Below are 23,477 nucleotides of genomic sequence, written 5' to 3'. Positions count from 1 at the left end.
GCCCCCGGAGATGTCGTGGCGACTTGGATGCCGGGCGGAAGGTACGCCTCCCGTTACGCGAGACTGGCGTTCCGCGTGGTGGGAGCAGTGGAGATCTTGGTAGGAAAGGGCCCCTATGGGGGCCGTTTGGTACCAAGATCTCGCCGGGCGGCGGGCGGCGGGCGGGTTAGGGCGTGGGGGTGGGGTGGGGGATGGGGCGGGCTGTTCTCGCGGCCGTGCGCAGGCGCAGCAGGCCCGTGGCGACCGCGCCGGCTCCTGTCGCCAGGCCGAGCACGACCAGCACCCGGACCAGCGTGGGCGGACCGGCGGCGGGGGGCACCGAGCGGGCCAGCGCGGCGAGGTTCGTCACCCCGGCGAACACGGTGAGGCAGGCGCCGGCGAGCGCCAGCACGAAGTCGGCGGCCGGGCGGCGAGCCAGCGTGTACCCGCCCGCGGCGAGCGCGCCGAGGCCGGTGAGCAGCGTCCACACCTGACCGGTGACCAGTTCGGCGAGCGTTCCGCCGACGCCGGGGGCGCCGGTGTCCAGCGCGCGGGCCACTGTGAGCGCCACAGTGGCGGCGCCGCCCACGGCGAGCAGCGCGCCGACCGCGCGCAGCGCCCGCACCCCGGCGGCGGTACCGCCCGGCGCGAGCCCGGCCGCGCCGATCAGCAGGAAGCCCAGCGTGGCGGCCACCCACCAGGGGTACGGGTCGGGCGGGGGCACCCAGTCCAGCGTGCCGCGTACGGCTCCGGTGGCGTCACCGGCGCGCAGCGGGACCGTCCAGTCGCGTACCCGGTGTTCCCGGTCCGGGTCGGCGGCGACGGCGGCCGGCGGGGCGTCCTCGCGCCACAGCGTGCGCTGGTCGTGCCAGCGGGCGGTCGGTCCGTCGTCGATCCGCCGCCAGTCGGGCGCGGCGGCCGGGTTCGCCTCGGCGGGCAGCCGGGTCTCCCCGGCCAGCGTCCGGTTCAGGTAGGTGGCGGGGGAGCGGGTGTTCTCGTACACGCCTCCCGGGCCGATGCGCAGGTACGGCTCGCCGGAGTAGCCCATCACCGTGACGTCGGCGCCGGTGTCGTTCGTCAGCTCCAGCCGCGCGCCGGCCTCCACCATCCGCGCGGTGAGGCCGGGCCGGTCCGGGTCGACGCCGCTGATCGTGGCGCGGTAGTCGGTTCCGTCGGGCGCGTCCGCGCCGTGCGCGGCAGCCGGCGCGGCGAGCGTGAGCAGGGCGGTGGCCGCGACGGCGAGCACCACCGCGGCCCGGCGCAGGGGTGCGATCACTTGCCGGCCGCCTCCACCGCCGACTTGATCCCCTCCGGGCTGCGGTCCTGGAGCTCGCTGCCGTTGACCTTGATGGTCGGGGTGCCGGTCACGCCGGACTTGCTCGCCTCGTCGGTGACGTGCTCGGTCCACGACCGGTACGTGCCGTCGGAGACGCAGGAGGCGAACTCGTCCCGGTTCAGCCCGACGCCCGCGCCGATGTCGACCAGCTCGTCGTTGCTGAGCCCGGCGCCGCCCTCCGCCGGCTGCTTGGCGAACAGTTCCTCGGTGAACTCGCGGAACTTGCCGCCCTGCGCCGCGCAGCCGGAGGCGGCCGAGGAACGGGTCGAGTACTCCGTGGTGGAGAAGCGGTTCAGGAACGCGACCGGGTGGAACACCAGCTTCGCCTTGCCCTCGTCGACGAGCTGGTTGAGCGTCTCGCCGTTGATCTGCTGGAACTGCTTGCAGGCCGGGCAGAGGTAGTCCTCGTACAGGTCGATGGTGACCGGTCCGGTGCCGAGCACGATGCCGGTGCCGGCGTCGTTGGCCCCGGGCGGGGCGGTGAACTCGTCGGACTTCTGGCTGGAGTAGACCGCCCAGCCGATGCCGCCGGCGATGACGAGCACCAGCACCGCGGCGATCGAGGTCCAGAGCGTGCGCTTGCGCCGCTTCTCCCGGGCGATCTGCTCGCGTACGACCCGGGCCGCGTCCTTGCGTCCCTTACGACTGCTCATCGGTGTCCTCCACGATGTCGTCGCCCGCCAGCCACCCGTCCACCGAGAACGGAGTGCGGGGCCAGATCAGCAGGAACCCGGCGAGGGCCAGGAACCCGAGGTCCCGGAGGATCTCCGGGAGGTAGCTGGGCGTCTGACCGGCGGCGAGCTGGCCGCCGGTGCCGAAACACCCGCAGTCGATGGCCAGGCCCCGGGCCCAGGCCGAGGCGATGCCGGCGATGAAGATCACGAGCAGCGCCGCGGACACACCGGCGCTGATCCGGGTGGCGAGCCCGGCGAGCAGCAGCACGCCCAGGGCCAGCTCGACGAACGGCAGCGCCGCGCCGATCACTGTGGCCAGGTCGTACGGCATCACCTGGTACGCGTTCACGGCCCGGCCGGAGGCGGCCAGGTCGCCGACCTTGGTGCCGCCGGCGATCAGCCACACCGCGGCGAGTCCGAGGCGGGCCGCGACGCCGAGCCACGGTCGCAGGGCCTGCCAGCGGCCGGCCCGGGAGGGGGAGGGGGTCACAGTCATTCGTCGTCCGAGCGCCACGAAAGGTTCCCGTTATCCGGCCAGCGTGTCGCCGACGGCGCCGACGAGTTCGTCGCGGGCGCGGGCCACCCGGGAGCGGATGGTGCCCACCGGCACCCCCTCCACGTCGGCGGCCTCGGCGTACGACAGGCCGAGCAGCTGGGTGAGCACGAACGCGGAGCGCCGCTCGGCGGGCAGCCGGCGGACGAGGTCGGCGGCGCCGAGCTGGCCGGCCGGGTCCGGGTACGGACGGTCGGTGGCGGCCTGGGCGGCGAGCCGCGCGTCGAGCCGGCGGCGGCGTACCACGGTGCGCAGGTGGTCGGCGCAGGCTCGCCGGGCGATCCCGAGCAGCCAGGTCCGCACGCTGGAGCGCCCCTCGAAGCCGGACAGCGCCCGGAACGCCCGCAGGTACGTCTCCTGGGTCAGGTCGTCCGCGGTGTCCGGGTCGACGAGCGCGGCGGCGAAGCGCCACACCTCGGCCTGGGTGGCCCGGACGAAGGCGGCCTGCGCGTCGCGGTTCCCGTCGCGGGCGGCCAGCGCCCAGCCGGTGGCCGCGTCCCGGGCAGCGTCGGGCGCCGACTCGGGGCGGTCGGCGGCGGTGTCGCGCGGGCCGGGGATCACGTCACCCGAGGTTACGCGGCGTACCTGGACAGGACAGGGTCCTTCGACCCATTCCGTGGTCCCGCACACGCCGGGAACTTTTTCCGGCCGCCGTCCGACTACCCTCCCATGACCTCCGAGCAGGCCCGGCGTGGCGCGTGCCGCCGCACCGGGTGGGCGCTCGGTCACGCCCGCCCCGGACCGGCTCGCCGGACCCGCCCCGGTTCGGGAACCATGGCGGTCATGACTGCTGCCGTACGCCGCCCGTCCCGGGCCGTCGCCGCCCGATCCGGGGCCGTCGCCGGGCTGCTGCTCCTGCTGGTCGCCCTGCTGCTCGTCCCGGCCACCCCGGCCGCCGCCCACGCGGTGCTGGTGAGCAGCAGCCCGGCCGCCTCCGCCGTGGTGCCCGACGCGCCCGCGCAGGTGGTGATCACCTTCAGTGAGGGCGTCCGCAAGGTGCCCGGGAAGGTACGGGTGATCGCTCCCGACGGCTCGCGCGCCGACCGGGGCGAGCCGACGTTCCAGGGCGCCGAGGTGACGATCCCGGTGGACGCCTCCGGCGGGCGCGGCACCTACCTGGTGAGCTACCGGGTCATCTCGGCCGACAGCCACCCGGTCTCCGGTGCCTTCACCTACTCCGTCGGCGCACCGTCGGAGCCGCCCACCGACAGCGGCTCGGACAACCGGGCGAACCCGGTCACCGAGAACGCGGTGAAGGTGGCGAAGTACGCCGGCTACGCCGGGTTGCTGCTGCTCGTCGGCCCGGCGCTGGTGCTCGTCGCGCTCTGGCCGCGCCGGCTGTCCCGCCGGGGACCGGCACGGCTGGCCTGGACCGGGCTGGGCCTGCTGGCGGTGGCGACGGTGGCCGAGGTGTGGCTGCAGGTGCCGTACGTCAACGGCGGCGGCCTGTTCGACGTGACCGGCTCCGGCCTGAGCGACGTGCTGGGCAGCGCCTACGGCACCACCCACCTGGTCCGGCTGGGTCTGCTCGCCGCGGCCGCGTTCCTGCTCCGGCCGCTGTTCGCCGGCCCGATCGGCCGTACCGACGGGATCATCCTGGCGGTCCTCGGCGGCGCGGCGCTGTTCACCTGGCCGCTGTCCGGGCACGCGGCGGCGTCGCCCGCGCCCGCGGTGTCGGTGGTGGTGGACACGGTGCACCTGGGCGCCATGGCGGTCTGGCTGGGCGGCCTGGTGATGCTCGCGGTGTTCCTGCTGCGCCGGGCCGACGAACGCGAGCTGGACGCGATCCTGCCGATCTGGTCCCGCTGGGCGGCGCTCGCGGTGGCCGCGTTGCTGCTGGCCGGCACCGTGCAGGGGCTGATCGAGGTGGCCAGTTTCCAGGCGCTGATCGACACCACGTACGGCCGGCTCCTGCTGGTCAAGATCGCGCTGTTCGTGCTGGTGATCGGCGTGGCCGCGTACTCCCGGGCACTGGTGCGGCGGCGGGTGGCCGCCGGGCGGCCGGGTGCGATGCGGCGGGCCGTGGTGGCCGAACTGGCGATCACGGCGGTGGTGCTGGGCGTGTCGGCGACGCTCGTGCAGACCACACCGGCGCGGACCGCCGGCGCGGACGTCGCGGGTGCCCCGGCCGGCTACTTCTCCACCACGCTGAGCAGCCCGATCTACTCGCTCCAGGTCGAGCTGGACCCGGCCGAGACCGGCAACAACTCGATGCACCTGTACGCCTACACGAAGGACAACCGTCCCCAGACGGTGCAGGAGTGGAAGGTCACCGCCGCGCTGCCGTCGGCCGGGATCGAGCCGATCACCGTCCCGCTGCTGCCGCTGAGCGACAACCACGCCACCGGTGAGGTCAACCTGCCGGCCCGGGGCGACTGGCAGCTGCGCATCACCGTCCGTACGACCGACATCGACCAGGCCACGGTGACCGCCACCGTGCCGATCAAGTAACGGAAGGTCCCATCTGATGATCCGTCTCCGGCGCTCCGCGACAGTCGCCGCGCTGACCCTCACCGCCGTCGCCACGGCCGTGCTCGGCGTGGCCGGTCCGGCCTCGGCGCACGTCACGATCAACCCGGCCGAGGGTACGCAGGGCGGCTACGGCCGGTTCGCGTTCCGGGTGCCGAACGAGAGCGACACGGCGTCGACAGTCAAGGTCGAGGTGAACCTGCCGGAGAACGCCCCGGTCGGCTCGGTCTCCACCATGCCGGTGGCGGGCTGGACGGTGGCGGTGGAGAAGCGCAAGGTCGACCCGCCGATCGAGGTGCACGGCAGCCAGCTCACCGAGGCGGTCTCCAAGCTGACCTTCACCGCCGCGCCGAACGGCGGCGTGAAGCCGGGCGAGTTCCAGGAGTTCCCGGTGTCGATGGGCCCGCTGCCGCAGGTCGACACGATGGCGTTCAAGGTGCTCCAGACGTACTCCGACGGCAACGTCTCCCGCTGGATCGAGGAGCCCACGCCGGGAGCGGAGGAGCCGGAGAGCCCGGCACCGGTGCTCACGCTGGCCGCCGCGGCGCCCGCCTCGCCGGGCGCGAGCGCGCCGGCCGCGGCGGCGGCCGACGACGACGATGACGACGCCGGTTCCGGCGCCGCCACCGCCCTCGGGGTGGCCGGCCTGGTCGCCGGTCTGGGCGGCCTGGCGCTCGGCGGCCTGGCGTTCGCGCGTACCCGTCGGGAGCCCGCCGCGAAGTCCTGAACGCGAGCGTCGTACCGGCCCGGCGGAACGATCCGCCGGGCCGGTCGCCGTCCCGGCCGGGTGCCGCCGATATCCGCCGATCGGCAGCCGCGCGTCGGTAAGGTCGGCCGGGTGGTTGGCTACCGAGAGGGACGACGCGAATGCGTTTCGTACGCACGATCGCCGGCATGATGCTGCTGGCGTTAGGGGTTCCGGCGCTGCTGGCGGGTGGTGGTCTCTGGCTCGCCGCCCGGCACGCCGGCCCGGACGGCGCGTTCGGTGCCCGGTTCGAGCCGGTCCGCACGTCGGCCCGCGCGGTGCTGGTGACCGACGTGGACGAGTTGCTGCGCACCGACCTGCCGGTGGCGCGTACCGGTCAGGCCCGGCTGCACCTGACCGCGCGGGACGACGACGGTCCGGTCTTCCTCGGCCTCGCCCCGGCCGACCAGGTGCGACGGTGGCTGGCCGACGTCCCGCACAGCACCGTGCGCCGCGTCGCGGTCACCCGGGGCCCGCTGCCCGTCGACCTCGACCCGGCCACCGCCGGCGCCGGCACCGCCGCGCCGATGACCCAGCCCTTCTGGGTACGCGAGGGCGTCGGCTCGCTGGAGTGGAGTCCGGCGGAGTTGTCCGACCGGTCGCTGAGCCTGGTCGTGATGCGCGTGGACGGCGCGGACGGGCTCGACCTGCGGATGCGTGCCGAGGTGCGCGCCGGGTGGTTCCCCGGGCTGGCGTGGGCGTTGCTGGCCGGCGGGACGCTGCTGGTGGTCCTCGCCGTGGTGGTGCTGCTGCGGCCGGTGCGGCCGCGTGAGGTGGTCTTCGTGGTCGAGCCGGACCAGGTGCCGGTGCTGGCCGGGCGTCTCGGCGTCACGTCGCTGAGCGGGCTGGGCCGGCAGCCGGGTCCGGCGTCGCGGCCCGAGCGGCATCTGGTGTCGGTGGGCTCCGGGCCCGGCGGACGGACCCGCGCGGCGATCGCTCCGCCGCCCGGCCGGTGCCCCGACGGCGGGGACTGACGAGAACCCGAACGGCCCTCCGCGCTGCCGACGCGGAGGGCCGTTCTCACCGGGGGATCGGTGCTACCTGGGAGAAAACTGAGGTAGTTGATACCAGATTAGCGCTGATCGCCGTTTGTTGCGAGTTGTGTCCGATCAGTCGGAGTTATCGGGTTCGCGGCCGAGCGCCGGCGGATCGGCAGCGCTACGAGCAGCAGCAGGCTGAGCAGCACGTACACGTTGCGGACGACGAAGTCGACCGGGTCGTCCGTGTGCACGATGGCGGTGCCCCAGTCCTGGAACGTCACCAACCCGTACGCGATCGGCAGGCCCACGACGGCGGCCAGCGCGAACAGGCCGCCGCGACGGCGGGCTCCGGCGGGCGTCGCCGGATCGGCGTCCAGAGCCGCGTCGACGAGCACCACCACGGCGGGGATGAACCAGTACAGGTGGTGGATCCAGGTGATCGGGCTGACCAGCCCGCCCACCAGCCCGGTCACTGTGAGACCCACCAGCGCGTCCCCCGCCCGGGCGGCGCGCGCGGCCCGCCACAGGCCGAACGCGGCCACCGCCAGCGCGAGCAGCAGCCACAGCAGCCGGTCCGGCTCGGCCGGCGCGGTCAGGCGGCTGAGCAGCCCGAACAGCGACTGGTTGCCGGTGTAATCGGGGCGGCCCACCCGGTCGGTCACCCACAGCTCGTGCGTCCAGAACCGCCACGAGTCACCCGGCGCGACAGCCGCCGCCAGCAGCGTGGCCACCGCCGCTGTCACCGCCGCCACGGCCGCCGCCCGCCACTTCCGGGCGGCCAGCAGGTAGAGCACGAAGATGCCGGGGAACAGCTTGAGCGCCGCGGCCAAGCCCACGCCCACACCCGCCCAGCGCCGCCCCTGCGGTACGGCGAACAGCAGGTCGCCGAGGATCAGCACCACCAGCAGCATGTTGATCTGCCCGAGCGTGAGCGTCTCCCGCGTGCTCTCCACCGCCAGCACCAGCAGCACGGCGACGGTCAGGCCGAACCCGCGCGGCAGGTCGTGCCGCTGCAGCACCGGCAGCACCAGCCAGCGGGTGGTCACCACCACCGCGGCCACGGTCAGCACCGCGAAGGCGGCGATGGCCACCCCGAGCCGCAGATACCCGAACGGCGCCAGGAGCAGCGCCGCGAACGGTGGATAGGTGAAGTAGAGCGCCCCCTGCACCCGGTCCGGCTGGACGTAGTCGTACAGCGGATGCCCGGCCGCCCACCAGTCCATCGCCGACATGTAGATCTTCTGGTCGTAGTAGTCGTGGCGCAGGTTGGGCAGGTAGAGCGCCGGCAGGATCGCGACCAGCGCCAGCACCGCCACGACCCGCCGGACCGTACGCGCGCCCGCGTCGTCGCGGGCGACGGCGGGTGGCGCGTCGGGTTCGGCTGGCACGCAGGAAACCCTAGCGGTCCACCTCGGCCGCCGGGCCGAGGCGCGGGCGCGTCGGCGGCGCGTAGTCTGTTCCGGTGGCTGATCTTCTCGTCTGGATCGACTGTGAGATGACCGGGCTCGACCTGCGGCGGGACGCCCTGATCGAGGTCGCCGCGCTCGTCACCGATCCCGACCTCAACGTGCTCGGTGACGGCGTCGACGTGGTGATCCACGCCGACGACGAGGCGCTCGACGGCATGCCGGAGATCGTGCGCACCATGCACGCCAAGTCCGGCCTCACCGAGGAGGTACGCCGCTCCACGGTGACGCTGGCCGAGGCCGAGGACATGGTGCTCGACTACGTCACCAGCTACGTGAAGGACCCGCGTACCGCGCCGCTGTGCGGCAACTCGATCGCCACCGACAGGGGCTTCCTGGCCCGCGACATGACCCGGCTCGACGCCCACCTGCACTACCGGATGATCGACGTGTCCTCGATCAAGGAGCTGTGCCGGCGCTGGTACCCGCGGGTGTACTTCGGGCAGCCGCAGAAGGGCCTGGCCCACCGGGCGCTCGCCGACATCAGGGAGAGCATCCGCGAGCTGGAGTACTACCGGCGGACCGTGTTCGTGCCACTGCCGGGGCCGGACGTGGAGGCCGCGAAGGCGATCGCCGCCCAGCTCTGACGCCCGCGCCGAACCCGGTGGACGGGGTCGGCCGGAGTGTGGCTATGATTAGTCCGCGCACCGCCCCGGGCGACCGGAGCGGCGAGCATGGTGGCTGTAGCTCAGTTGGCAGAGCACCGGGTTGTGGTCCCGGTTGTCGTGGGTTCAATTCCCATCAGTCACCCCAACACGAAGCCCCCTCCTCCGGGAGGGGGCTTCGTCGTGTGCGGGGTGTCAGGGGGTGGGCTCGACGCTCGGCGTACCGGCGTCCGGCGTGGTGTCGGCCGACGGCGGCTCGTACGGCAGGGCGCTGCCCTTGACGTACTCGTCCCAGCTCATGTTCCAGTCGGTCCAGCCGTTGCCGTTCTGGAGCTTGCGCTCGGTGCCCTTGACGGTGATCGGGTCACCGATTCGGGTGTTGGCGAACAGCCAGTTGCCTTCCTTCATCGAGACGTTGACGCAGCCGTGCGACACGTTCGTGCGGCCCTGCACGCCCTCGGACCAGGGTGCGGCGTGGATGAACTCGCCGCCCCAGGTGAGCCGCTGGGCGTAGTCGATCTCGGTGCGGTAGCCCTCCTCCGGGCCCAGCTCCTCCATGGTGTCGAAGACCGTGTGCCGGAGCTTCTCGATCACCACCATGGTGCCGCTGGAGGAGGGGGTGCTCTTCTTGCCCAGGCTCACCGGGATGGTCTTGACCACCTTGCCGTCGCGGGTGACCGTCATCCGCTTGGTGCGGTTGTCGACGGTCATCACGAACGACGGGCCGATCTTGATGTCGACGCTGAGGTCGGCGCGGCCGTACCAGCCGCCGCCCAGCGGCAGCCCGCCCGCCTGCACCTTGTAGCTGACGGTGCTGTTGGCCTTCCAGAACGTCTTCGGCCGGTAGCGCACCTCGGTCGGGCTCACCCAGTGCCAGATGCCCTCCTGGGCCGGCTTCGAGGTGACTGTCATCCGGCGCTGGATGTCGTCGCGGTAGTCCTCCGGGATGGCCCGGCCGAACTTCACGATCAGCGGCATGCCGACGCCCACGACCTGGTTGTCACCGAGGAAGCTGGTGACCCGGACCTGCTTGGCCGGCTTCGCCATCGTGGTGAACGTGCTGGTGGCGGTGGCGGGCTTGCCGTCGTCGCCGGTCGCGGTCACGGTCGCCGTGTACGTCTGCCCGTACTCCAGGGCCGCGGACGGCAGCCAGCTGGCGCCGTCCGCCGCGAGCGTGCCGTCGACGGCCTTGCCGGCGGCGTCCTTCAGCTCGACTGTGGTGTCCTGCGCCTCCTCCGTGGTGAAGGTGATGGCGGTGGACGCCGGTACGTCCTTGGCGTCGGCGGCGGGCTCGCTGATGGTGGCCGTCGCCTTCGGTGCCTTCTCGCCGCCGTCGCCGTCTCCGCCGCCCTGCCAGCTCGACGGCTTGTCGCCGCCGCTCGTACAGGCGGTCAGGGCCATCGCGGCGGCGAGCAGCCCGGCTGCCAGCGCGCGGCGGCGGCCGACGCGTCGGGCGCTCGCGCCCCGGATCGGTTCGTCCTGGCCAGCTCGCATGACTCCCTCACAAGGTGATGCCGTTCCCCGTCGTCTCAGGTCAGACGCGCCGGAGCGGGTACGCGTTGCCGGACGTGAAACGGAACACCCCGCGCGGGTGTAACGATTCCACTGGCGTCCGGCGCTTCGTCGGAGGTGGCGTGTCCGACCACGTTACGCCGGTCAGAACGGCGCCGGCTGCCCGCCCTGCGGAACCGGCAGCGCGCTGCCGGCGACGAACTGCGACCAGCTCATGCTCCACGCCGTCCAGCCGTTGCCAGGGGCGAGGCGGCGTTCGGTGCCCTTCACCGTGATCGGATCGCCCACGAGCGTCTTGCCGAACAGCCACCGGCCGTTGGCCATCGACACGTTGACGCAGCCGTGCGAGACGTTGCGGCGCCCCTGCACGCCCTCGGACCAGGGCGCGGCGTGGATGTACTCGCCGCCCCAGGTGATCCGCTGCGCGAAGTCGATCTCGGTGACGTACCGGTTGGCCGGGTCCGGCTCGCTGCGGGTGTCGAAGACGGTGGCCTCCTTCTTCTCCATCACCACCATCGTGCCGCTGGAGGAGGGCGTGCTCTTCTTGCCCAGGCTCACCGGCAGCGTACGGATCACCGTGCCGTTCTCGGACACCGTCATCTGCTTGGTCGCGTTGTCGACAGTCATCTCGAACGCGCGGCCGATCTTGGCGGTGGCGCTGCGGTCGATGTTGCCGTACCGGCCGTTGCTCAGCGGGATGCCGGCCAGCGCCAGCCGGACCGTGATCGTGGTGCCGGTCTTCCAGTACTCCGGCGCGCGGTAGTACGCCTGGGTGCCGTTGTCGACCCAGTGCCAGGCGCCGGGCTGCGGCGGGTCGGTCTGCACGAACATCCGCTTCTGCACCGCGGCCCGGTCCTTCTTCGGGATGCCCGGGGAGAATTCGGCGACCACCGGCATGGCCACCCCGTACGTCTTGCCGCTGAACATGTAGAGACCGGAGCCGATCATCGACTTGGGCTTGGCCATCGTGGTGAACGTGCTGGTGCCCTGGTAGGTCTGGCCGTCCTTACCGGCGCCGGTGACCGTGGCGGTGTACTTGGTGCCGTACTTCAGCGCTGCCGACGGCACCCAGCTGGAGCCGTCGCGCCGCATCCGCCCGGCGACGTTCTTCCCGTCGGCGGTGGCGAGCACCACCTTCGACACGGTGCCGCCACCGGGGATGCGGGCGCTGATCTCGGTGCTGACCGGCCGGGCGTTCGCGCCGTCGGCGGGGCTCACCGTCAGCGGCGGCGCGGCGGCGCTGTCGCTCGGTGTGACGCTCGGATCGGGCGCGGAGGACGAGACGCCGCCGACCTGCTGCTGGCCGGGCACGAACTCCGGCTTCTTCCCCTCGTCGCCGCCGCCGCACCCGGTCAGTGCCAGCGACGCCGTCAGGACCAGGACGCCCACCGTCGCCCCGGCCCGCGCGAACCTGCCCATGCCCACCCCTGTCATCGCGTGCCTGGCGGACATCGTGCCGTATCGACGCCCCCACGCCCGCCCCCGCGCCGGATCGGCTGACCGTTTTGACCGCTTTCGCCGGTTAAGCTCGTCCGAAGGGTGGACCCCGGTATCGGATTGGAACCCGCCTCGGCGGGCGTGCTAATCTTCTTCCCGTTGTCAGCGAGCGCCGCTAGCTCAACTGGCAGAGCAGCGGACTCTTAATCCGCGGGTTCGGGGTTCGAGTCCCTGGCGGCGCACCAACGAGCAAGGCCCTGACCAGGCGCTTCACGCCGGTCGGGGCCTTTTTCGCGTACGCCGCCCGCTGCGCGCCTTGTCCCGCCGCCCTAAGCTGATCATGATCGCCGGCCATGATGGACGGTCGGGCGACGTGCATGAGAGTAGGAGAAGACATGAAAGCCTTCCGACGGCCGCGGATCCGCAGCCTCGTCGCCGCCACCTCGGTCGCGGGCGCCCTGGTGCTCGGCCTGGCCGCGCCCGCGTACGCGGACTACTCGAGCCCGACCTACTCGACGCTGAAGGCCTGCAACGAGGCCCGGCCCAAGTACCAGTCGTCGTGGACGAAGCCGCAGGCGTGCCGTCCCATGTACAACTGGGACGGCACGAAGGTGATCGGGTACGCGTTCCTGGTGATCACCCGGGCCTGATCGGCATCCGCCTGCGACACCTGACGCCAGGGAGGGGATCGTGTCCGCTGGGGCCACCGGCAGCTCGGACACGATCCTCGTCTGCATCCGGGGCAACTCCGGCTCGGGCAAGAGCAGCATCGCCCGCGAGCTACGACGCCGGCACGGCCCGGGGTGCGCCCTCGTCGAGCAGGACTACCTGCGCCGCGTCGTCCTGCTCGAACGGGACAAGCCCGGCGGTGTGGCGCCCGCCCTGATCGAGCAGACCGCCCGGTTCGCCCTCGACCACGGCTACCACGTGGTCCTGGAGGGCATCCTGTACACGGGCCGCTACCGCGACATGCTGACCGCGCTGCACACGACGTCCTGGGCTGGCCCGGCGAACTCGTCCTCCCGGAGAGCACCGGCCTGGAGCAGGCGGTGGAGGTGATCGCGGCCGCCGCCGGGCTGCCCCAGCACGAGCGCGTAGGTTAGGCGGCGCTTGCCCTTCCGGTTACCGCAAGGGGCAGTCTGGGGCCATGTTGTCGATCAGCGAGTTCAGCCAGATGTGTCACCTGTCGCCGCAGGCGCTGCGCTTCTACCACGCCGAAGGGCTGCTCGTGCCCGCCGAGGTCGACGACCGGACCGGCCACCGTTCGTACGCGTTCGACCAGGTGGAACGGGCCATGCTGATCACCCTGCTGCGGGACACCGGGATGAGCGTCAAGCTGGTCCGGCGTGCCCTCGACGAACCGGACCAGGCGCTCGCCCTGCTCGACCGGCACCGCGACGAGGTCGACCGGCAACGACAAGCTCAGGCCGACGCGATCGAGGCGGCCCGCGCCGTCTTCGAGGCGCAGCCCGAACCACGGCTGCGGCACGTACCGGCCATGACTGTCGTGGCGCGGCTCGTGCCCGGCACACCGCTGGGCCGGGACGCGCAGGAGTGGGACCGGGCCGAGGAGATCATCGTGGCGGCAGGGGCCGAACTGGTCACCACGGTGCGGCAGGCCGGCGTCACCTGCCTGGGTGAGCCGTGGCGGACGCTCGCGCTGGAGACACCGGGGCAGGACCGGCGCGTACTCGACGGCACCGGGCCGTTCTGGATCGTCAAGGTCGCGGTGGACGGCACCCCGGAGACGCTGCCGTTACTGCCCGCCGACCTGATCGTGCAGACACCCGGCGCCCACGACGAGCTGTCCATCTTCATGCCGGGTCGCAACACGATGGCCAAGTACTGCACTGTCGTCCTGCGCCTGCTCGACGCCGCCCCCGTCGAGGGCGACCGGTTCGTCAACCTGGCGCGGCTCCGTCAGGAGGTCCGGCCCGACGGCGTGCTGAGCAGCGCCCCCGTCGAACGACGACCGGAGTGACCACCGGGCCGGTCAGACGCCCCGGAAACTCCGGCGGTACGCCTGCGGGCTCGTGCCGGTGATCCGCCGGAAGCGGTCCCGGAAGGCGGTGGTGGAGCCGAAGCCGACCTGGCTCGCCACCCGGTCGACGGGGTGGGTCGTGGTTTCCAGCAGGTGCTGGGCCTGGTGTACGCGTACCCGGTGCAGCCACCGCAGCGGGGTGGTGCCGGTCTGGTCCCGGAACCGGCGGTTCAGTGTGCGAGTGCTCAGGCCCGCGTGCCGGGCGATGTCGGCGAGGGTCAGCTCACGCCCGGCGTTGTCGCGCATCCAGGCCAGCAGCGGCTCCAACGTCGTCCCCTCGGGGGTGGGCGGCTCGTGGGTGATGAACTGAGCCTGCCCGCCCGCGCGTTCCAGCGGCATGACCGACAGCCGCGCCGTGTCGGCGGCGACGGCGGCGCCGTGGTCGCGCCGGACCAGGTGCAGGCACAGGTCGAGCCCGGCGGCGGCGCCGGCGGAGGTCAGGAGCTGGCCGTTGTCCACGTACAGGACGTCGGGGTCGACCTGGACGCGCGGATGCTCGGCGGCGAGCCGGTCGGTGGCGATCCAGTGCGTCGTGGCGCGATGCCCGTCGAGCAGGCCGGTGGCGGCGAGGGTGAACGCGCCGCCGCAGATCGAGGCGATCCGGGCTCCGTTGGCCGCCGCGGTCCGCAGCGCGTCGAGGACCGCGGCGGGCGTCGCGGCGGCCGGGTCTGACACACCGGGTACGACGACGGTGTCGGCGTCGGCGAGGGCGTCCAGGCCCCACGGCACCGCCATGCGGAACGCGCCGGTGGTGACTGTCGGCGTCGCGGCGCAGACGAGCACCCGGTAGCCGGGCCGGCCGTCGGCCAGGCGTGCGCGGCCGAAGACCTCCATCGGGGTGGCCAGGTCGAACGGCACGACGCTGTCGAGGGCGAGCACTGCCACGGTGTGCATGGCGGAATTCAACCAGTCAGGACCGCGCGGCGACCGGCGGCCGCAACGCCGTGACGGTTCTCCGGTACAGGTCCTTGACCGACAGGCCGCCGGCGAAGCACCAGAGCGCGATGACCGGATCGCAGAGGGCGCAGCCGAACGACGAGTCGTGCAGCGACGGGATGATCGGGGTGCCGCGGCGGTGGTGCAGCACGTCCCAGGCCGTGTGCAGCAGCCACCCGACACCGATGAAGGTGTACGAGGTGAGCCCGGCGTAGCCCACCACCACGAGCAGGGCGCAGAACGCCAGTTCCCACAGCCCGAACCCGCCGCCGCTGATGTAGGCGGCACCCGCACCGGTGACGATCAGCGCGTTCAGTCGTCGCCGGTGCGGCTCGGGCACGAGCGAGTTGAGCCCGACGTAGACCAGCCCGATCACGACCGGCATGACATAGCGAAGCACGTGCAGCCCCGTTCCCGTTCGCGGAAAGCGTCTCGGGAAGGAGCCTAGGAACGCCGGCCACCGGCGACGAGAGGCGAAAATGCCAGGCTCCGCCGGATTCTCGCCACGTCGGCGGGCACGGTCAGCGGCCGGTCACCGAGCATCGGCCCGGCCCAGCACCAGCGTGGTCCGCAGGTCGAGCACGACGGTGCCGCCGAAGTCGTCCACCAGCCGGTCCAGGGCGGCGATCCCGCGCCGCTGCTGCTCCGGGGTCCGGGACAGGTACGGCCCGAACGTGCGCATCAGCGCCAGGTACCGCTCCTTGTCCAGCGGCAGCTCCCGCCGGATCACCTCGCGGCGTACGTCGTCGAACTGTCCGCTGTCGAGGACGTCGCGGTGGAACCAGTCGACGGGCCGTTCCCGGACGGTGGGGTCGACGGATCGCAGCGCGGCCCGGACGGCGTCCCGCTGGGCGGCGTCCGCGTAGTCGTAGCGGTGCCCGAACACGGCGAGCGTGCCGCCGGGTGCCAGGGCGCGCCGGGCCAGGGCGTTGCGGTTGGCCGGGTCCAGCCAGTGCCAGGCCATCGCGCAGCCGAGCACGTCCACCCCGCCGGTGGGCGGCGACCATCGCTCGAACGTCGTGGCCTCGATGCGCGCTTCCGGGAACCGCCCGGCCAGCCGGGCCGCCATCCGCGCGTCGGGTTCCACGCAGGTCAGTGGCGCGCCGAGGCGGGCCAGCACCTCGGTGCCCTTGCCGGTGCCCGCGCCCACCTCGACGACTGAGGCCGGGGTGCCGCCGTGGTAGGCGACTATCGACTCGGCGATCGCCGGCGGATATCCGGGCCGCGCGCGCTCGTACAGGTCGGCGACCGTGCCGAAGAGCTCCATCACCAGGAGGATACGGCTCCGACCGGTCCCCGACAGACCGCGCGGAATCCGGCCCACCCGCTTCTACAGTCCGCACCATGAGGTGGACCCTGCGGCTGGTGGCGGCGCTCGCCGTACTCGTGACCGCTCTGGCGACCGGGGCGGCGAGCGGCGCCGCGGCGCCCGCCGACGGCGGCCTCGGCCTGGCCCTGCGGTCCGGCCAGGCCGACTACCGCGCCGGGGACCAGGTCCGTCTCGACCTCACCGTCACGAACACCAGCGGGTCGGCCTGCGCGCTCGCCACCAGGCCCGTCGGCACCGTGCAGGTCACCGGGGTACGCCGTGACGGGCGCGACGTCGGGCCGACGCTCGCCCGCAGCTTCCACGACGACGGGATCGGCGCCGCCGCCACCGCCGGCCTGACCACAGTGGAGCCTGGTGCGACCGCCACCGTGGCGTTGACCGGGGTACGGCTGCACGACGGCGAGGTGCTGCTCCGCTCGGTGGCCGCCACCGGAGACGGCGGTGGGCTGGACACGCTCTGGCCGGTCGGCGCACCCGGCCGGTACGAGGTGACCGCCGGCTACGTGACGCTGCCGGGCACCGGCGCGACGGACCCGTGCGCGGGCGCGACGGCGCTGCGGACCACCACGTTCACCGTCTCCGACGACGGTGGGACCGGCCGGCGCTGGCTCTGGCTCGCCGGCGGGGGAGTGCTGGCGCTGCTCGCCGTCGCGCTGGTGGTGCTGCTGGTACGCCGCCGCAGGCCGGCGGCCGCCGCCGTGGCCCTGCTGCTGGTGGCGGTCGGTGCGCTCGTCGGCGGTGGCGCCCGGCCGGCGCGGGCCGACTACGGCGTCGACCCGACCGCCGGTGTGCCGGTCAGCGGCGTCGACTTCCAGGCGGCCGTCGACGGCTGCCTGGCCGGGTTCGCGTTGCCCGGCGGCGACCCGTCCGGCCTGCTGCCGAGGCTGCGCGACAAGAAGAGTCCCCGGGTGCGGATCATCCCGACCACGGGTGGCTCCGGCGCGTTCGAGACGCCGGACAGCGCCGACGGCAAGGGCTCCTCGACCGTCACCTGGAACCCGACGTCCACCGACCCGTACGGCGACGGGGTGGCCCGCGACCCCTGCGCCGCGCTGTACCACGAGCTGAACCACGCCGACGACATCTCCCGCAACGCCGTGCCGCAGGGGGAGTGCGGCGGCACCGGCATCCCTACCGCCGAGGTGAAGGCGACGCTCGCGGAGAACCGCTACCGGGCGGCGAAAGGGCTGCCGCCGCGCACCGAGTACAAGGGGAAGACGCTGCCGAAGAACCTCGACGAGTGCAAGAAGCCGGCCAAGAAGACGCCGCCGCCGAAGGGACCGGTGAAGCTCTGCGAGGACGGCGCCGACTGCGGCGGCAGCAACGGCGACCCGCACCTGGTCACGTTCGACCGGGTCGCCTACGACTTCCAGGCCGTCGGCGAGTTCACGCTGGTCGCGGCGACCGGCGGCGACCCGCTGGAGGTGCAGGTCCGGCAGGCGCCGATGGCCGGCACGCGTACCGCCTCGGTCAACTCGGCAGTCGCGTTCCGGATCGGCGCGCACCGGGTCGCGCTCACCCTCACCGACGGCGGCACCCGCGTGCACGTCGACGGCGCGTCGCCGGCCGCGCTGCCGGACCGCACCGACCTGGCCGGCGGCGGCACCCTCACCCGCCGCCCGTCGGACACCGGCCCTGTCGACGGGTACGACGTGACGTGGCCGGACGGGTCCGCCGCGGCGGTGGACCAGATCGGCCGCTACGGCTACCGCGTGCTGGTCCGGCTGGCCGACGGCCGGGCCGGGAAGGTACGCGGACTGCTCGGCGACTTCGACGGCGACCCGGCCGACGACATCGCCCCCTCCTCCGGGGCGGCGCTGGCCCAGCCGGTGCCGTTCGACAAGCTCTATCCCGCGTACGCGGACAGCTGGCGGATCGCCCCGGGCCGATCCCTGCTGCACTACGACGACGGGCAGGACACGGGCACCTTCACCGACCGCGCGTTCCCGGAACGGGAGGTCACCGTCGCCGACCTCGACCCGGCCCGGCGCGTGGCCGCCGAACAGGTGTGCCGCTGGGCCGGCGTCACCGCGCCCGCCCAGCTCGCCGAGTGCGTCTTCGACGTCGCGGTCAGCGGCCGCCCCGAGTTCGCCGTGGCCGGCGCGAGCACCGAACGGGTCGCCCCGCCGGCGGCCACCCCGATCACCGCCGTACCCGTCGCCACCGCCACGCTCACCCCCGGCGGGGAGCCGCTGACGTTCGCCGCGCGAGCCGGGGACGCCGTCTTCGTCGACGCCACCGCGCCGGGGATCGGGGACCGCTGCTCGCCGTACGTGCTCACCGAGCCGGGCGGCCGGGAGATCGCCGGCGGGTGCAACATCAAGGGCACCGGGTACGTCGACCGCGTCGACCTCACCGCCACCGGCACGTACGCGCTGCGGGTCACCGCCGCACCCGGCGACACCGGCCGCGCCGCCGTACGGGTGTACACGGCCCAGGACAGCGACGGGACGCTGCAACCGAACGGCCCGGCGGTCACCGCGACAGTCGCACAACCCGGCGCGCGGGCGCGTTACCGGTTCAGCGGGCGCGCGGGGGAGCGGGCCTACGTGGACGTGTCCGCGAGCACGCTCACCGACCAGTGCTCACCGCTGGAACTGCGGGACGCCGAGGGGCGGCTGCTGCGCAGCGGCTGCGTGATCAACGGCGTCGGTGAGGTCGACGGCACGCTGCTGCCTGCCGACGGGACGTACACGGTGGTGGTCGACCCGACCGAACGCGGCACCGGCACGACCACGCTGCGGGTGGTCACCGGCCGGGACCGCGACGCGGCGATCACGCTCGGCGGGCCACCTGTCGTCGCCGTCGTGGACCGGCCCGGCGCCGTCACCGGCTACCGGTTCACCGCCACGGCCGGCACGTCGGTGACGGTGAGCGCTTCCGCCTCGGACCTGCCGGACCAGTGCGGCGTGCTGGCGCTGCGCGCGCCCGACGGCAGCACCGTCGGCAGCGGCTGCGTGATCAACGGGGCCGGTGAACTCGGGCCGACCGTGGCGCCGGCCTCCGGGGCGTACACCCTGGTGGTGGACCCGTCGGGGGCCGCGACCGGGCAGGTCACGCTGGCGGTGCGGTGAGGCCGACCCTGGATTTCCGGGGTGGTGGGCGGGGTGCTAACGTCTCGTCCCGTTGTCAGCGAGCGCCGCTAGCTCAACTGGCAGAGCAGCGGACTCTTAATCCGCGGGTTCGGGGTTCGAGTCCCTGGCGGCGCACCAACGATCAAGGCCCTGGTTCGGTCACCCGTACCGGGGCCTTTTCGTCGTGTCTGCTCGGAGGCGGCGGCCTGGCCGACCCCGGACCCATCGACGGCCGGACGGGACGGATCATATTCTGACCCGTCGAAGGAGGCCGTCGTGTCCGCCACCCGCAGCGTGCTCACTCCGGCCGCGTCGGCCGGTCCGGCCGGCCTGCGCCCCCGCACCTGGACCGCCCTGATCCTGCTCGGGCTCGTCGGGCAGATGGCCTGGACCATCGAGAACATCTACCTGAATCTGTTCGTGTACGACACGATCACCGACGATCCCAACGCGATCGCCACGATGGTCGCCGCCAGCGCCGTCACCGCCACTGTCGCGACCCTGCTGCTCGGCGCCCTCTCCGACCGGACCGGCCGGCGCCGGTCGTTCATCGCCGGTGGCTACCTGCTGTGGGGGGTCTCCACCGCCGCCTTCGGCTTCCTGACAGTGGGTTTTGTGGAGGACATCGCGCCCGTGGCGAACGTCGTGCTGGTCACGGCGATCACTGTCATCATGCTGGACTGCCTAATGTCGTTCCTCGGCTCCGGGGCCAACGACGCGGCGTTCCAGGCGTGGGTCACCGACGTGACCGAGCCGGCGAACCGTGGCCGGGTCGAGTCGGTGCTCGCCATCATGCCGCTGGTCTCGATGCTGGTGATCTTCGGCGGGTTCGACGGGCTGGCCCGCGCCGGGAACTGGCAGCTGTTCTTCGTGATCATCGGCGCGATCATGGCCGTGGCGGGTCTGCTGGCGTGGTTCCTGGTCGAGGACAGCCCGTCACTCGTCCGGCACGAGGGCGGTTACCTGCGCGCCGTCGTCCACGGTCTGCGCCCGGCCGCCGTCCGGGCCAACCCGGGGCTCTACCTCGCCCTCGCCGCCTGGTCGATCTGGGGGATCTCCACCCAGGTGTTCCTGCCGTATCTGATCATCTACCTGCAGCGGTATCTGCGGATCGAGGGGTACGCGATCGTCCTGGCCGTCGTCCTCGTCACGGCGTCGGCGGTGAGCGTGGTCGGCGGGCGGCTCATCGACCGCGTCGGCAAGGTGCGCTTCCTGCTGCCGGCAGTAGTGGTCTACGGCACCGGGCTGGCGCTGATGTTCTTCGCCCGCGGCATGGTCCCCGTGATCGCCGCCGGGATCGTGATGATGTCGGGCTTCATGCTCGTGCTCGCCCCGATCGGCGCCATCGTGCGTGACTACTCACCGCCGGACCGGGCCGGCCATGTCCAGGGGCTGCGGATGGTCTTCGCCATCCTCGTCCCGATGCTCGTCGGCCCGTACCTCGGCGCCGCCGTGATCACCGGCGCCGGCGAGGTCTACGAGGACCTCGGCGTGGTGAAGCAGGTCCCGACGCCGGGCATCTTCCTCATGGCGCTCGCAGTGCTGGTCCTCATCGCGGTGCCGGCCGTGGCGCTGCGGCGGCGGGAGCAGGAGGCTCGGGCATGACGCTGCTGACCCCGTGGGGTGCCGCGCTCGACGCGGAGCGTGTCCTGCCCGAGTATCCCCGCCCGCAGTTTGCCCGGGACAGCTGTCTGAACCTCAACGGCCGGTGGGAGTACGCGATCACCGGTTCGTCCACCGAGCCGGAACGCTACGACGGCGAGATCCTCGTGCCGTTCTCTCCGGAGTCCGCGCTCTCCGGCGTCGGGCGGCAGCTCCAACCGGGCGAGACGCTCTGGTACCGCCGTCCGCTGACCCTTCCGGCGGGCTTTCACGCTGCCGGTTCGCGCCTGTTGCTGCACTTCGGCGCGGTCGACCAGACCTGCCGGATCTACCTGAACGATGTTCCGGTCGGCGGCCACACCGGCGGGTATCTGCCGTTCACCTGCGACATCACCGACGCGCTCCGCGAGGACTCCAACGTCCTGGTCGTGGCGGTCCAGGACGACAGCGACACCGGCCACCACTCCCGGGGCAAGCAGCGGTTGCGCCGCGGCGGCATCTGGTACACCGCCCAGTCCGGGATCTGGCAGACGGTGTGGGCCGAGAGCGTGCCCGCCGTACACCTGCGGAGCCTCACCCTGACCCCGCTCCTCGACGAGCGGTGCGTCGAGGTGACGGTGCACGCGACGGCGGATGCCGGCGACGCCGGCATCCGGATCCTGGCCGACGGGACCGCGGTGGCCGAGGCCACCGCGCCGGTCGGCGTGGCCGTGCGCATCCCGATCCCCGAGGTACGGCAGTGGAGCCCCGAGGATCCGTTCCTCTACGACGTGACCGTCGAGCTGGGCGCGGATCGGGTGCGCAGCTACTTCGGCATGCGCTCGTTCGGTGTCGGACCGGACCCCGACGGCGTGCCCCGGCTGCTGCTCAACGGCCGGCCGTACTTCCACGCCGGGATCCTCGACCAGGGCTACTGGTCGGACGGCATGTACACGGCGCCCTCCGACGAGGCGATGATCGCCGACATCGCCGCCATGAAGCGACTCGGGTTCACCATGCTGCGCAAGCACATCAAGATCGAGCCGCTGCGCTGGTATTACCACTGCGACCGGCTGGGGATGCTGGTCTGGCAGGACATGGTCAACGGCGGCAGCAGTTACCACCCGCTGGTCGTCACCGCGCCGGCGGTGACGCCGCTGCGGCTGCCCGACCGGGGCCGGTGGCGGCGCCGGTTCGGCCGTGCCGACGCCGGTGGACGGGACCGGTTCCGGGCCGAGCTGCGCGACACCGTCGAGCACCTGCGCAACGTGGTGAGCCTCGCCGTGTGGGTGCCCTTCAACGAGGGCTGGGGGCAGTTCGACGCGGCCCGGATCGCCCGCGAGGTCGCCGAACTCGACAGCACCCGTACTGTCGACCACGCCAGCGGCTGGCACGACCAGGGCGGGGGCGACCTGCGCAGCCTGCACGTCTACTTCCGCCGCTTCCGGGTGCCGCGGCGACGCGGGGACCGCCGGGTGCTGGTGCTGTCGGAGTACGGCGGCTACAACCTGCGCGTTGACGGGCACGCCTTCAGCCGCAAGGATTTCGGCTACCGGCGGTGCCGGAGCGCCGAGGAACTGGCGGAGGCGTTCACGCGGCTGCACACCGAGCAGATCGTGCCCGCGATCCGGGCCGGTCTGAGCGCGACCGTCTACACCCAGCTGTCCGACGTGGAGGACGAGCTCAACGGTCTGCTCACCTATGACCGGCGCGTGGTCAAGCTTCCAGAGGACGTGGTGCGGCAGGTCAACGCGCGGCTGCGTCACCAGCGGTTCTGAGCTTCCTCCGCCCAGCCGACCAGGCCGTCCAGAGCCACCCGCTCGCCGTCGTCCGCCTGGGCCCAGCCGGAGAAGTGCCCGAAGCACTGGTGGGTCTCGCTGGCCACGACGCCGAGGTTGGTGCGGGAGACCTTCTCGTGGAACGGGTGGAACTCCACAGCGACCCGATCACCGCTGATCCGCCACGGCCGCAGCCAGTCGCGGCGGTCGTAGGTCCAGCGCAGTTCGGCGCCGAGCTTGTGCAGCCGGCCGCCGGTGAACAACGCGTTCTCGGTCGAGCCGGTGCCGTCGGTCCACTTGCCGCCGAGCTGGATCGACACGTCCGGTCCGCTGCCCGCCGCCCAGTTCCACGTGATCGCGTACGGCCATCTGCCCCGGCCGTGGTCGAGCACGGCGAACGAGTCGTCCGCGGCCACGACGTGGGTCGTGCCGTTCACCCGCAGCGAGCCGCGCACTGGCCGCCCGACGTCCTTGACCGTGTACTGGAACCGGCGGGTGTTCCACGGGACCACGACGCCGAGCGACTCGTGGCCGGGCGGGAGCGGCACCACGAGGTCGATCTCGATGCCCGGTGCGGTGGCACGGATCGTGCTACCAGCGGCGGTCTGGTCGATGTCGATCGACAGGCCACCCCCGCGTGCGCACACGGTGCCCGCGCCGCTGACCGGCGGCATGACGACGCCACGGGCGAACGGGACCACGACGTCCTTGCCGGTCTCGACCTTTGTGGCGCGGTCGAGCACGTAGACGCCGTGCACCCCGGCGTAGTCCAGCGACGACGCGACGAGGCCGACGATGTGGGTGGGCGTGACGATCCCCCAGTACTCCCAGCGCTTGGTCCTTCCCCAGCCGCGCAGGTTCGCCCGGTGCAGCGGCCGGCGGGTCCAACCGACCGCGGCCGGGTTGAGCCGCCCGTCCGGCAGGCACAGGTCGACCGGCTCGACGATCTCCTTCTCGTGCGTCATCGGGGGAGCGTAGCGA

Annotated in this window: 19 protein-coding genes, 3 tRNA genes and 2 pseudogenes; 13 read left to right on the top strand and 11 right to left on the bottom strand. The window is 72.8% G+C overall.

Annotated elements, in window-relative coordinates:
* Positions 1–166: 166 nt before the first annotated feature.
* The 4 genes from O7604_RS03520 to O7604_RS03505 are packed head-to-tail and all read right to left on the bottom strand — an operon-like array spanning position 167 to position 3,103.
* Entirely contained in the window at positions 167–1,255 is a 1,089-nt protein-coding gene (locus tag O7604_RS03520) for a hypothetical protein (RefSeq protein ID WP_281578833.1), read from the bottom strand.
* The gene (locus tag O7604_RS03515) at positions 1,252–1,968 is read right to left on the bottom strand and encodes a thioredoxin domain-containing protein (RefSeq protein ID WP_269701742.1); all 717 of its coding nucleotides are present in this window, start codon (positions 1,966–1,968) and stop codon (positions 1,252–1,254) included. The genes O7604_RS03520 and O7604_RS03515 overlap by 4 nt, the downstream gene beginning before the upstream one ends.
* Positions 1,955–2,485: a MauE/DoxX family redox-associated membrane protein gene (locus tag O7604_RS03510; protein ID WP_269701740.1), complete on the bottom strand. Its 531-nt coding sequence runs from the start codon at positions 2,483–2,485 to the stop codon at positions 1,955–1,957. The genes O7604_RS03515 and O7604_RS03510 overlap by 14 nt, the downstream gene beginning before the upstream one ends.
* 30 nt (positions 2,486–2,515) lie before the next feature.
* Positions 2,516–3,103, bottom strand: coding sequence for a sigma-70 family RNA polymerase sigma factor (locus tag O7604_RS03505; protein ID WP_269701738.1), 588 nt, complete (start codon positions 3,101–3,103; stop codon positions 2,516–2,518).
* Between the two features lie 213 nt (positions 3,104–3,316).
* Between O7604_RS03505 and O7604_RS03500 the strand changes: the two genes are divergently transcribed.
* The 3 genes and pseudogenes from O7604_RS03500 to O7604_RS03490 form a co-directional block, all read left to right on the top strand.
* The gene (locus O7604_RS03500) at positions 3,317–4,993 is read left to right on the top strand and encodes a copper resistance protein CopC (protein ID WP_269706904.1); all 1,677 of its coding nucleotides are present in this window, start codon (positions 3,317–3,319) and stop codon (positions 4,991–4,993) included.
* 16 nt (positions 4,994–5,009) lie between these two features.
* Complete coding sequence (locus O7604_RS03495) at positions 5,010–5,738, top strand: YcnI family protein (RefSeq protein WP_269701736.1); 729 nt, start codon at positions 5,010–5,012, stop codon at positions 5,736–5,738.
* 671 nt (positions 5,739–6,409) lie between these two features.
* Positions 6,410–6,607: pseudogene (locus tag O7604_RS03490) on the top strand (hypothetical protein); the annotation flags it as partial.
* 221 nt (positions 6,608–6,828) lie between these two features.
* Here O7604_RS03490 and O7604_RS03485 read toward each other — a convergent pair.
* Positions 6,829–8,124: a glycosyltransferase 87 family protein gene (locus O7604_RS03485; protein WP_269701734.1), complete on the bottom strand. Its 1,296-nt coding sequence runs from the start codon at positions 8,122–8,124 to the stop codon at positions 6,829–6,831.
* A 74-nt stretch (positions 8,125–8,198) separates the two neighbouring features.
* On the opposite strand from O7604_RS03485, the gene orn reads away from it, so the two are divergent.
* Complete coding sequence (gene orn, locus O7604_RS03480) at positions 8,199–8,789, top strand: oligoribonuclease (RefSeq protein WP_013474266.1); 591 nt, start codon at positions 8,199–8,201, stop codon at positions 8,787–8,789.
* Positions 8,790–8,879: 90 nt separating this feature from the next.
* Positions 8,880–8,955 (top strand) — tRNA-His (locus tag O7604_RS03475).
* A gap of 47 nt (positions 8,956–9,002) precedes the next feature.
* Here O7604_RS03475 and O7604_RS03470 read toward each other — a convergent pair.
* Complete coding sequence (locus O7604_RS03470) at positions 9,003–10,301, bottom strand: Ig-like domain-containing protein (protein WP_269701731.1); 1,299 nt, start codon at positions 10,299–10,301, stop codon at positions 9,003–9,005.
* Positions 10,302–10,463: 162 nt separating this feature from the next.
* Positions 10,464–11,738: an Ig-like domain-containing protein gene (locus O7604_RS03465; RefSeq protein ID WP_269701730.1), complete on the bottom strand. Its 1,275-nt coding sequence runs from the start codon at positions 11,736–11,738 to the stop codon at positions 10,464–10,466.
* A 187-nt stretch (positions 11,739–11,925) separates the two neighbouring features.
* Here O7604_RS03465 and O7604_RS03460 point away from each other — a divergent pair.
* From O7604_RS03460 to O7604_RS03445, 4 genes and pseudogenes are all read left to right on the top strand, one after another.
* Positions 11,926–12,001, top strand: a tRNA-Lys gene (locus tag O7604_RS03460).
* 150 nt (positions 12,002–12,151) lie between these two features.
* Positions 12,152–12,406: a hypothetical protein gene (locus O7604_RS03455; protein ID WP_269701728.1), complete on the top strand. Its 255-nt coding sequence runs from the start codon at positions 12,152–12,154 to the stop codon at positions 12,404–12,406.
* 40 nt (positions 12,407–12,446) lie between these two features.
* Positions 12,447–12,859, top strand: a pseudogene (locus O7604_RS03450) (AAA family ATPase).
* 44 nt (positions 12,860–12,903) lie between these two features.
* Complete coding sequence (locus tag O7604_RS03445) at positions 12,904–13,737, top strand: MerR family transcriptional regulator (protein ID WP_281578832.1); 834 nt, start codon at positions 12,904–12,906, stop codon at positions 13,735–13,737.
* A gap of 12 nt (positions 13,738–13,749) precedes the next feature.
* Here the strand turns inward: O7604_RS03445 and O7604_RS03440 are convergent, their stop codons facing one another.
* From O7604_RS03440 to O7604_RS03430, 3 genes are all read right to left on the bottom strand, one after another.
* Positions 13,750–14,691, bottom strand: coding sequence for a helix-turn-helix domain-containing protein (locus O7604_RS03440; RefSeq protein WP_269701723.1), 942 nt, complete (start codon positions 14,689–14,691; stop codon positions 13,750–13,752).
* 16 nt (positions 14,692–14,707) lie between these two features.
* Positions 14,708–15,133, bottom strand: coding sequence for a DUF6010 family protein (locus O7604_RS03435; RefSeq protein WP_281578831.1), 426 nt, complete (start codon positions 15,131–15,133; stop codon positions 14,708–14,710).
* Between the two features lie 132 nt (positions 15,134–15,265).
* Positions 15,266–16,000 carry a class I SAM-dependent methyltransferase gene (locus O7604_RS03430; RefSeq protein WP_281578830.1) on the bottom strand — a complete coding sequence of 245 codons (735 nt, stop codon included), beginning with the start codon at positions 15,998–16,000 and terminating at the stop codon, positions 15,266–15,268.
* 77 nt (positions 16,001–16,077) lie between these two features.
* Between O7604_RS03430 and O7604_RS03425 the strand changes: the two genes are divergently transcribed.
* From O7604_RS03425 to O7604_RS03410, 4 genes are all read left to right on the top strand, one after another.
* Entirely contained in the window at positions 16,078–19,137 is a 3,060-nt protein-coding gene (locus tag O7604_RS03425) for a VWD domain-containing protein (RefSeq protein WP_281578829.1), read from the top strand.
* Positions 19,138–19,199: 62 nt separating this feature from the next.
* Positions 19,200–19,275 (top strand) — tRNA-Lys (locus O7604_RS03420).
* 138 nt (positions 19,276–19,413) lie between these two features.
* Entirely contained in the window at positions 19,414–20,742 is a 1,329-nt protein-coding gene (locus O7604_RS03415; protein ID WP_281578828.1) for an MFS transporter, read from the top strand.
* Entirely contained in the window at positions 20,739–22,496 is a 1,758-nt protein-coding gene (locus tag O7604_RS03410) for a sugar-binding domain-containing protein (RefSeq protein WP_281578827.1), read from the top strand. Before O7604_RS03415 ends, O7604_RS03410 begins: the two co-directional genes overlap by 4 nt.
* Here the strand turns inward: O7604_RS03410 and O7604_RS03405 are convergent.
* Positions 22,481–23,461, bottom strand: coding sequence for a DUF2804 domain-containing protein (locus tag O7604_RS03405; RefSeq protein ID WP_281578826.1), 981 nt, complete (start codon positions 23,459–23,461; stop codon positions 22,481–22,483). The two genes, O7604_RS03410 and O7604_RS03405, sit on opposite strands and share 16 nt — an antisense overlap.
* Positions 23,462–23,477 lie beyond the last annotated feature (16 nt).

It is taken from the genome of Micromonospora sp. WMMA1947 (genome assembly GCF_027497355.1).
GTDB lineage: Bacteria > Actinomycetota > Actinomycetes > Mycobacteriales > Micromonosporaceae > Micromonospora.
The sequence above is the reverse complement of the archived record's forward strand: the minus strand, read 5'-3'. Positions and strand labels throughout refer to the sequence as shown.

Bases quoted from the DNA above. Each gene is read 5' to 3' on its own strand.
- O7604_RS03430 (WP_281578830.1), bottom strand. From the start codon at position 16,000: ATGGAGCTCTTCGGCACGGTCGCCGACCTGTACGAGCGCGCGCGGCCC.
- O7604_RS03440 (WP_269701723.1), bottom strand. From the start codon at position 14,691: ATGCACACCGTGGCAGTGCTCGCCCTCGACAGCGTCGTGCCGTTCGAC.
- O7604_RS03410 (WP_281578827.1), top strand. From the start codon at position 20,739: ATGACGCTGCTGACCCCGTGGGGTGCCGCGCTCGACGCGGAGCGTGTC.
- O7604_RS03425 (WP_281578829.1), top strand. From the start codon at position 16,078: ATGAGGTGGACCCTGCGGCTGGTGGCGGCGCTCGCCGTACTCGTGACC.
- O7604_RS03515 (WP_269701742.1), bottom strand. From the start codon at position 1,968: ATGAGCAGTCGTAAGGGACGCAAGGACGCGGCCCGGGTCGTACGCGAG.
- O7604_RS03465 (WP_269701730.1), bottom strand. From the start codon at position 11,738: ATGGGCAGGTTCGCGCGGGCCGGGGCGACGGTGGGCGTCCTGGTCCTG.
- O7604_RS03470 (WP_269701731.1), bottom strand. From the start codon at position 10,301: ATGCGAGCTGGCCAGGACGAACCGATCCGGGGCGCGAGCGCCCGACGC.
- O7604_RS03445 (WP_281578832.1), top strand. From the start codon at position 12,904: ATGTTGTCGATCAGCGAGTTCAGCCAGATGTGTCACCTGTCGCCGCAG.
- O7604_RS03405 (WP_281578826.1), bottom strand. From the start codon at position 23,461: ATGACGCACGAGAAGGAGATCGTCGAGCCGGTCGACCTGTGCCTGCCG.
- O7604_RS03455 (WP_269701728.1), top strand. From the start codon at position 12,152: ATGAAAGCCTTCCGACGGCCGCGGATCCGCAGCCTCGTCGCCGCCACC.
- O7604_RS03495 (WP_269701736.1), top strand. From the start codon at position 5,010: ATGATCCGTCTCCGGCGCTCCGCGACAGTCGCCGCGCTGACCCTCACC.
- O7604_RS03510 (WP_269701740.1), bottom strand. From the start codon at position 2,485: ATGACTGTGACCCCCTCCCCCTCCCGGGCCGGCCGCTGGCAGGCCCTG.
- O7604_RS03500 (WP_269706904.1), top strand. From the start codon at position 3,317: ATGGCGGTCATGACTGCTGCCGTACGCCGCCCGTCCCGGGCCGTCGCC.